Annotated in this window: 8 protein-coding genes; 2 read left to right on the top strand and 6 right to left on the bottom strand. The window is 62.4% G+C overall.

Features of this window, described 5'->3' with window-relative positions:
- Positions 1-157 precede the first annotated feature (157 nt).
- Both HX873_RS27690 and HX873_RS27685 read left to right on the top strand, forming a co-directional pair.
- Complete coding sequence (locus HX873_RS27690; protein ID WP_003207803.1) at positions 158-1,816, top strand: MFS transporter; 1,659 nt, start codon at positions 158-160, stop codon at positions 1,814-1,816.
- On the top strand, positions 1,813-2,958 hold the full coding sequence (locus HX873_RS27685) for an HlyD family secretion protein (protein WP_003207807.1): 1,146 nt from the start codon (positions 1,813-1,815) through the stop codon (positions 2,956-2,958). The genes HX873_RS27690 and HX873_RS27685 overlap by 4 nt, the downstream gene beginning before the upstream one ends.
- A 62-nt stretch (positions 2,959-3,020) precedes the next feature.
- On the opposite strand, the gene HX873_RS27680 is transcribed toward HX873_RS27685, so the two are convergent.
- The 6 genes from HX873_RS27680 to HX873_RS27655 all read right to left on the bottom strand — a co-directional run bounded on the left by HX873_RS27680 (position 3,021) and on the right by HX873_RS27655 (position 8,703).
- Positions 3,021-3,881, bottom strand: a complete 861-nt coding sequence (locus HX873_RS27680; RefSeq protein ID WP_177123501.1) for an aldose 1-epimerase — start codon at positions 3,879-3,881, stop codon at positions 3,021-3,023.
- A gap of 195 nt (positions 3,882-4,076) precedes the next feature.
- A complete protein-coding gene (locus HX873_RS27675; RefSeq protein ID WP_003207810.1) occupies positions 4,077-5,357 on the bottom strand; it encodes a TRAP transporter large permease in 1,281 nt (426 codons plus the stop codon).
- A complete protein-coding gene (locus tag HX873_RS27670; protein WP_003207813.1) occupies positions 5,358-5,885 on the bottom strand; it encodes a TRAP transporter small permease in 528 nt (175 codons plus the stop codon). It abuts the gene before it with no gap.
- A gap of 67 nt (positions 5,886-5,952) precedes the next feature.
- On the bottom strand, positions 5,953-6,924 hold the full coding sequence (locus HX873_RS27665) for a TRAP transporter substrate-binding protein (protein WP_003207815.1): 972 nt from the start codon (positions 6,922-6,924) through the stop codon (positions 5,953-5,955).
- A gap of 51 nt (positions 6,925-6,975) precedes the next feature.
- A complete protein-coding gene (locus HX873_RS27660) occupies positions 6,976-7,851 on the bottom strand; it encodes an SMP-30/gluconolactonase/LRE family protein (protein WP_003207816.1) in 876 nt (291 codons plus the stop codon).
- Positions 7,852-7,881: 30 nt separating this feature from the next.
- Positions 7,882-8,703: an NAD(P)-dependent oxidoreductase gene (locus HX873_RS27655; RefSeq protein ID WP_177123500.1), complete on the bottom strand. Its 822-nt coding sequence runs from the start codon at positions 8,701-8,703 to the stop codon at positions 7,882-7,884.
- Between the last annotated feature and the right edge of the window lie 168 nt (positions 8,704-8,871).

The following is an 8,871-nucleotide window of genomic DNA, read 5'->3' as shown; positions in this document are numbered from 1 at the left end:
GTAAGAGCGGAACCATAAGCAGCCGTTACCGCAGCAACGGATATGCACCCCAACCGCCCAAATCCCTCCCAAGATGGCAAGTTGAACTCCACTCAGGTTTACTACTCCCTGAGTAACCGTTCCACCGGCCCCAAACGCCGGTCATCAAGGCCACCGAATGGACAAATACACCCCCCACACCTGGCAGCCCCACGAGCGCCCGAGCCTGCCGGGCTCGCCGTCGACGCCGCTGCATTCCACCCGCAAGCGCTGGGCCTACGCCCTCGTTGGCGTACTGGTGGCAATCACCGGTGGCCTCGGCAACTCGCTGGTGATCGCCAACCTTGTGTACCTCCAGGGCGCCCTGGGGGCCACGACGGCCGAGATGGCCTGGCTCCCCGCCGCCTACGTCATGACCAACGTCTCCATGAACCTGCTGCTGGTAAAATTCCGCCAGCAATTCGGCCTGCGTGCGTTCACCGAAGTGTTCCTGGTGCTCTACGCCCTGGTCACCTTCGGCCACCTGTTCGTCAACGACCTCAGCTCGGCCATCGCCGTACGCGCGGCCCACGGCATGGTCGGCGCCGCCCTCAGTTCCCTGGGCCTGTACTACATGATCCAGGCCTTTCCCGCAAAGTGGCGGATGAAAGCCCTGGTGCTCGGCCTGGGCACCGCGCAATTGGCGTTGCCCCTGGCCCGACTGTTCTCCGAAGACCTGCTGCAAATCGCCGAATGGCGCGGCCTGTACCTGTTCGAACTGGGCATGGCGCTGACCTGCCTGGGCTGTGTGTTCCTGCTCAAGCTGCCACCGGGCGACCGCTTCAAGACCTTCGAAAAACTCGACTTCCTGACCTTCGCCATCCTCGCCACCGGCGTCGCCTTGCTCTGCGCGGTGCTGTCCCTGGGCCGTATCGACTGGTGGCTGGAAGCGCCGTGGATCGGTATCGCCTCGGCCTGCTCGCTGGTGCTGATCATGGCCGGCCTGGCCATCGAACATAACCGCTCGAACCCGTTGCTGATGACCCGTTGGCTGGGCAGCGGGGCGATGATTCGCCTGGCGTTGGCGGTGGTGCTGATTCGCATGGTGCTCTCGGAGCAGTCCACCGGCGCCGTGGGCTTCATGCAGATGTTGAACATGAGCAACGAGCAGATGCGCACGCTGTATTGGGTGATGCTGGCGGGGGCGATTGCCGGCCTGGCCGTGAGCGCGCTGACCATCAACCCCGCGCATTTGCTGATGCCGCTGATCATCTCCCTGGCCTTCATGGCCGTGGGCTCGGTGATGGACAGTTTCTCCAGCAACCTCACGCGTCCGCAAAACATGTACATCAGCCAGTTCCTGCTAGGCTTTGGCGGCACGTTCTTCCTCGGGCCGACCATGGTCCTGGGCACGAAGAACGTACTGACCAACCCCAGGAACCTGGTGAGTTTCTCGGTGCTGTTCGGGATCTGCCAGAACCTCGGCGGCCTGATTGGTGCGGCATTGCTCGGTACGTTCCAGATCGTGCGGGAGAAATTCCATTCCAGCATGATCGTCGAACACCTGACCTTGCTCGACCCGCGTGTGGCGGCGCGTGTTGCCAGCGGCGGCTCGGCCTATGGCGGGGTGATCGCCGACCCCGAGTTGCGCAACCTCATGGGCATTCGCAGCCTGGCCACGGCCGCCACCCGCGAGGCGAATGTGATGGCCTACAACGATGTGTTCATGCTGATCGCGATCATCGCCATACTCACCATGATCTGGATCTTTATCCGCAGCCTCTGGCTGATGAGTACCACTAAAGCTGCCGCCAGTGCAGCGCCTCCCGTTCAACCCAGCGGCGCACTTTCTTCATGACCGAACCGACGACGACCACCACCAACGCCATCGCTTCCACGCCGGAAGGCACCGCGCCGCCGAGCATGCCGGCCACCGAACCGCGCTCCTTGCGGGTGCGCATCATCTCTTCCATGGGCTTTGCCGCGATTGCGATTATCGGCGTGCTGATCGTGCTCTACGCCTGGCAGTTGCCGCCCTTCAGCAGCGCCGTGGAAACCACCGAAAACGCCCTGGTGCGCGGCCAGGTGACGATCATCGGGCCGCAGCTCAGCGGCTACGTGTATGAAGTGCCGGTGACGGACTTCCAGTACGTCAAGGCCGGGGATTTGCTGGTGCGCCTCGATGACCGTATCTACAAGCAACGCCTTGATCAGGCCCAGGCGCAATTGGCGGTGCAGCAGGCGTCCCTGGCCAATGTGGTGCAGCAACGCAACAGCGCCGAGGCGACCATCAAGCTGCGTCAGGCGGCCTTGATGGACAGCCAGGCCCAGGCCCGCAAAAGCACCGCGGATTTGCGCCGCAATGAGGAGTTGATCAGCGATGGGTCGGTGTCCAAACGCGAGCTGGACGTGACCCGCGCCGCCAATGCGCAAACCATCGCGGCCGTGGCCCAGGCCCAGGCCAACCTGGAAATCGCCCGGCAGGATTTGCAGACAGTGATCGTCAATCGCGGTTCGCTGGAGGCGGCGGTGGCCAGTGCCGATGCGGCAGTGGAGCTGGCGCGTATCGACCTGTCGAACACCCGGATCATCGCCCCGCGTGACGGGCAACTGGGCCAGATTGGCGTGCGCCTCGGGGCCTACGTCAACAGCGGCGCGCAGTTGATGGCGCTGGTGCCGAACCAGCTGTGGGTGATCGCCAACATGAAAGAAACCCAGATGGACAACGTGCAGGTTGGCCAGCCGGTGACCTTTACCGTGGATGCCCTGGACCACCGAAAGTTTCACGGCACGGTGCAGCGCATTTCCCCGGCGACCGGGTCGGAGTTCAGCCTGTTGCAGGCGGACAATGCTACCGGCAACTTCGTCAAGATCGCCCAGCGGGTGCCGGTGCGGATTACCGTGGATCCGGGGCAGGAGCAGAGTGAACGGCTGCGACCGGGGTTATCGGTGGTGGTGAGTATCGACACGGCGGGGCGCCTGAAAAACACCCCTCCCTAAGACACAATGGAGATCAAAAATGTGGGAGCGGGCTTGCTCGCTCCCACATGGGTTTTGTGTTGTTAGAGGGTTTTGTATTGCAGGCTGAAACTGAGTTCTGCCGACTGGCCTTGTTCCAACAGCTTCAATCCCGGCCTACCCGGCAGGTGATGGGCATTCACCGGATGACTCACCGGCTCGAAGCAGAAAAAATCCAGCCCCGGCGGGCAATACAGCAGGTAATAGTCGCTGCCGGCGGCCTGGCATTCCAGGGTGTAACCCAGGTCTGGCTGCTGGATGACGCAGCGCCCGTCCCACTGGCAAAAACCGTTGTCCACCAGTGTCTCGGGCAACGATTCTGGGTGTTGAAAATCCCACTCGGCGGGTACGGCAGCCAGGCCTGTCGGCAATTTCGCCGCATCACTCATCCATACCTGCGAAGCCTTTGCCTGCAATTGCGTGCCCGGCCTGCGGGGTAGATACGGATGCAATCCCAGCCCATGCCACGTCGCCGTTTCCGCCAGGTGCGTGACGCGCAAGGTGATGCTCAACTTGCCGCCCTTCAACTGAACTCGCTGCTCGGCGCGATACGCAAAGGGTGTGCTGCTGTCCAGTTGCAACACCACTTCGTCTGACGTCTGGCTGACCACCTGCCACACCTGTTGCCAGGCACTGCCATGAATTGGCAGCGGGTCCAGCGGGCTGTTGGGCTCAAGTCCCAACCACCCTGATGGGTTATCAAAGCCACCTTCGGCAACCCGGTTCGACCAGGGCGCCAGCGGGAAGCACGCAAGCTTCCCCGGCAGGCCGCTGGCCAGCGACTGTTGATCGGTGTGGCGTAGCAAGGGCTGGCCGCTGCTGCGTACTGTCCAGTTGACGATACTCCCGCCCAACGCTGGCGCCAGCGTCAGGTGGGTCAGGTTGTCTTCGAGTTCAAGCATCATGAGTGTCAGCAGACCTATTGAATGATGAATGCTTGTGTGGCGAGGGAGCTTGCTCCCGATGGGCTGCGGAGCGGCCCCAAAAAAAGCGGGAGCGCTTCGCACTCCAGCGGGAGCAAGCTCCCTCGCCACAGAAAGCTCCCTTGCCACAGCAGCTCCCTTGCCACAGCAGCTCCCTCGCTACACGCAGTGTGGGGCTTATAACACCAGCCCGGGCAACCACAACGACAACGCCGGAATGTAGGTCACGGCCATCAGCACCAAAAACAGCACGCCATAAAACGGCAGCAACGCCTTCACGGTCTTCTCGATGCTGACTTTGCCCACCGCCGCCCCCACAAACAACACCGCACCCACCGGCGGGGTGATCAGGCCGATCCCCAGGTTCACCAGCATGATCATGCCGAAGTGCACCGGGTCGACGCCAATCCCCAGGATCACCGGCAGCAAAATCGGCGTGAGGATCAAAATCAGCGGCGCCATGTCCATCACCGTACCCAGCAACAGCAGCATGGCGTTGATGCACATCAGGATCACGTAGCGGTTGTCCGACAGGGTCAGGAACATCGTGGTGATCTTCGCCGGGATCTGCATCAGGGTCATGATGTAGCCGAAGCTGGCGGCGAACGCGATCAGGATCATCACGATGGAGATCGTGCGCACCGTGCGGTGCATCAGCTTGGGCAGCTCGCTCCATTTGTAGTCGCGGTAGATGAACATGGTCACGAAGAACGCCCACAACACCGCAATCGCCGCCGACTCGGTGGCGGTGAAGATGCCCGACAGAATCCCGCCAAGAATGATCACCATGGCCATCAGGCCCCACAGTGCATCGGCGCAGATTTTCAGTGCCTGTTTCAGGGGGATCACTTCGCCTTTGGGGTAGTTGCGCTTTTTCGCGAAGATCAGGCACAGCACCATCAGGCAGGCGCTCATCAGCAGGCCCGGGACCACGCCGGCCATGAACAGCGAGGCGATGGACACGGTGCCGCCCGCCGCCAGGGAGTAGAGCACCGAGTTGTGGCTCGGAGGCGTCAGCAAGGCTTGTACCGAGCCGCTCACGGTGACGGCGGTGGCGAATTCACGGGGATAGCCCTGGCGTTCCATTTCCGGAATCAGCACCGAACCGACAGACGCCGTATCGGCCACCGACGAGCCGGAGATCGCGCCAAAAAACGTCGAGGCCATGATGTTCACCAGGGACAGGCCGCCGCGCACAAACCCCACCAGCACCCCGGCAAACGCCACCAGCCGGCGCGACATGCCGCCCTCGGCCATGATCGCCCCGGCCAGCACGAAGAACGGAATCGCCATCAGCGAAAACTTGTTCACCCCGCCGGCCACCTGAATCATCAGGGCCTGGAACGGAATGTCGATCCACCACGCGCCGATCAGCGCAGAAAGCCCCAGGGCGTAGGCCACCGGCATGCCAATCAGGATCAGGGCGATAAAGCTGCCCAACAGAATCAATGCGTCCATTCAGGCAGCCCCTTCACTTTCTTCAACCAGGTCGAAGCGCACGACCCGACGGTTGCTCTGGTCACCCAGCAGGAGTTTTTCCAGCACAAAAACCAGGGTCAGCAAGCCACCGATCGGGATCGGCATATAGGTGATGCCCACCCGCAAGGTCGGCATGGCGCTCATGAACTGGTTCCAGGTCGACAGGCACAATTTGCTGCCCCAGATCGTCATGAACAGGCAGATGGTTGCCATCAGCAATTGTGAGACGATGCCGACGATTCGGCGTTGGCCGGGCGGCAGGCGGTCGGTGACCATGGCCACCGACATGTGCGCCCCGGCGCGGTAGCTGGCGGCGGCGCCGACAAAGGTGAACACCAGCATCAGCAGGATGGCGGTGGGTTCCGGCCAACTGGAGCCGGTGCCGAGCACGTAGCGGGCGAAGATGCCCCAGGGAATGATCAGCGCGACGCCGAGAACGGCGAGGCCGGCGATCCAGATGCAGCTCATGTAAATGCGGTCGTTGATGCGCAGCAGTAAATTCTTCATGGCGTTCACCGTAACCGGGCGCGTCGATGCCGACCGCGCCGGGCCTTATCTATGAGGGGAAGGAGGGTTACTCGACGGCTTCGATGCGCTTGATCAGGTCGGCGTAGGGCGCGCCGTACTTGTCGCGGATCGAAGCGGTGGCCTCATAGAACGGTTTCTTGTCGATGTCGATGAACTCCACACCGGCGGCCTTGAGCTTGGCTTCACTGCTGGCAGACTTGGCGTCCCACAGCTCGCGCTCCTGGATCTGCGCGGCTTTGGCGGTGTTCTTCACCAGCACCTGTTGCTCGGGGGTGAGCTTGTTCCAGGTGATTTTCGACATCACGATGGGCTCGGGCAGAATCAGGTGGCCGGTCAGGCTGTAGAACTTGGCGTTCTGGTAGTGGTTGTGTTCCAGCAGGGTGGGCGGGTTGTTTTCCGCGCCGTCAATCACGCCGGTCTGCAGGGCGCTGAAGATCTCGCCGGTGTCCATGGCAATGCCGTTGCCGCCCATGGCGTTGATGGTTTCGATGAAGATCGGGTTGCCCTGCACGCGGATCTTCATGCCCTTGAGGTCTTCGATCTTGCGCACCGGTTTCTTGGTGTAGAGGTTGCGCGTGCCGCCGTCCATCCAGGCGAGCGCCACCAGGTTGAATTCGGAGTCGGTGATCTTGGCGAGGATTTCATCGCCGATCTCGCCGTCGATGACCTTGCGCATATGCACCTGGTCGCGGAACACGAACGGCATGTTGAACACGTTCACGTCCGGCACCACCGGGCCGACGATGCCGAGGCTGACCCGGGCCATCTGGATCGCGCCGACCTGGGCCTGTTCCACCACTTCCTTTTCCGAGCCCAGCACGCCGCCGGGGAACATCTTGAAGGTCAGGCCGCCGTTGCTTTCGGCCACCAGGGTTTTACCCAGCTGTTCTTCGGCGACGACGGTGGGGTAGCCGGCGGGGTGGATGTCGGCGAATTTGATTTCCAGCGCGTGGGCGGCACCGGCGAAGACGAAGGTGAAGGGGAGTGCGGCGAGGAGCAAAGTGCGTTTGAAGTCCATGGGGTGTCTCTCCAGTCTTGTTATTGTTTTATTCAAGGCACAGCGATGCAGCTAGAGGATGAAGGTGGGCTCCGGCAATCCGGTGACCCCGGGGTTGAGGGCAAACACGCCGCCGGCCAGCGACTGGGCACTGTGGTCGTCGCGGATCGAGGTGACGAACAGGGTGTCCAGGCGGCTGCCACCGAAGGCGCACATGGTGGGTTTTTTCACCGGCACGGCCAGTGAGCGGTCGAGACGGCCGTCGGGGGTAAAGCGGTGGACCAGCCCGGCATCGTTGGCGCAGATCCAGTAGCAACCTTCGGCATCCACGGCGGCTCCGTCGGGGCGGCCGAGGAACTGGTGCATATCCACAAACAGCCGCCGATTGGACGGCGTGCCGCTGTCGATGTCGTAGTCGAAGGCCCAGACCTGCTGGACCAACGGGTGCGAATCCGAGAGGTACATCGTGCGCCCGTCCGGGCTGAAGGCCAGGCCGTTGGGGGTGATGAAACCGTTGAGTGCGGTGTGAACCGCCCGGCCTGTTTCGTAGCGGTACAGTGCACCGTCGGCCGCATTCTCGGCCATGTTCAGCACCATGCTGCCGGCCCAGAACCGGCCCTGGCGATCACAGCGGCCATCGTTCAGGCGCATGTCCGGGCGGGCGTGCTCGACGCTGGCCAGGGGCGCAGTGTCGAGCCTGCCATCGTTGTGGGGCGTCAGCCGGAAAAACCCGGTTTGCATGCCCGCAACCCAATCGCCCGCCGAGGTGCGGGCGATGCAGGCGAGCATCTGCGGAGCTTTCCAGGCCTGCGCCTGGCCGCTGGTGGCGTTCCAGCGTTGCAGTTCGCCTGTGGGAATATCCACCCAGTACAGGGCGTTTTCCCCGGGTACCCACACCGGGCATTCACCCACGGCGTTGCGGGCGTCGACAATCAGTTCTGCTTGCATGGCCACTCATTCCCTTGGGTTGGTCTGTGGTCAGTCACCGAACGGGCCGGCGGCGCAAAACGCGCCCCCCTGGTACACCCGCGCCGGGTCGTCGGCAGCGGGCATCGGCTGGGCTTCCACCTGTTTGCGGAATACTTCGGAAGAGTCCCGCGGGGTGAAGCCCAGGTGCGCGGCGAAGCGGTTGTCCCACCACACATCGAGGTTATCCGACATGCCGTAGACCACGGTATGCCCGACATTCGGTGTGTACAGCGAGCGTTCGAGCAGTTGGGTGAGGTCGTCGAAGCTCAGCCAGGTGTGCATCATCCGGCGGTTCTGGGGTTCCGGGAACGAGGAGCCGATGCGGATGCTGACGGTCTCGATGCCATAGCGATCGAAGTAGAAACTGGCCATGTCCTCGCCGTAGGATTTGGACAGCCCGTAGTAACTGTCGGGGCGGCGCGGGGAGTGGGCGTCGAGGGCTTCGTCCTGCTTGTAGAAGCCGATCACGTGGTTGGAGCTGGCGAAGATGACGCGCTTGACCCCATGGCGGCGCGCCGCTTCATAGATGTGGAAGATCCCGCAGATGTTCGCGCCCAGCACTTCCTCGAACGAGCGTTCCACCGATACGCCGCCGAAATGCAGGATCGCATCGACGCCTTCCACCAGTTGGTGCACGGCTTGTTTGTCGGAAAGATCGCAAGGCAATACTTCTTCGCTGTCGTCAGCGGCCGGGGCCATGTCGGCGATATCCGACAGGCGCAGTACCTTGGCGTAAGGACGCAGGCGTTCGCGCAAGACTTTGCCCAGGCCACCGGCGGCACCGGTGAGCAGCAAGCGGTTGAACGGGGTAGGGGCGGTTATGGTGGTCATGGTGATCCCGTTATTGTTGTAGGTTGTCGTATGACTGATCCGAAGTATCCTTAGGGTTTCCTACACTTGTCAACGCACTATTGGTCGAAGTTGATAGAGGCTCATCGCTGTCCTGTGGCGAGGGGGCTTGCTGTGGCAAGAGGGCTTGCTGTGGCGAGGGAGCTTGCT

It is taken from the genome of Pseudomonas sp. P7758, from assembly GCF_013386485.1.
In the GTDB taxonomy this organism is placed as follows: domain Bacteria; phylum Pseudomonadota; class Gammaproteobacteria; order Pseudomonadales; family Pseudomonadaceae; genus Aquipseudomonas.
The sequence above is the reverse complement of the archived record's forward strand: the minus strand, read 5'-3'. Positions and strand labels throughout refer to the sequence as shown.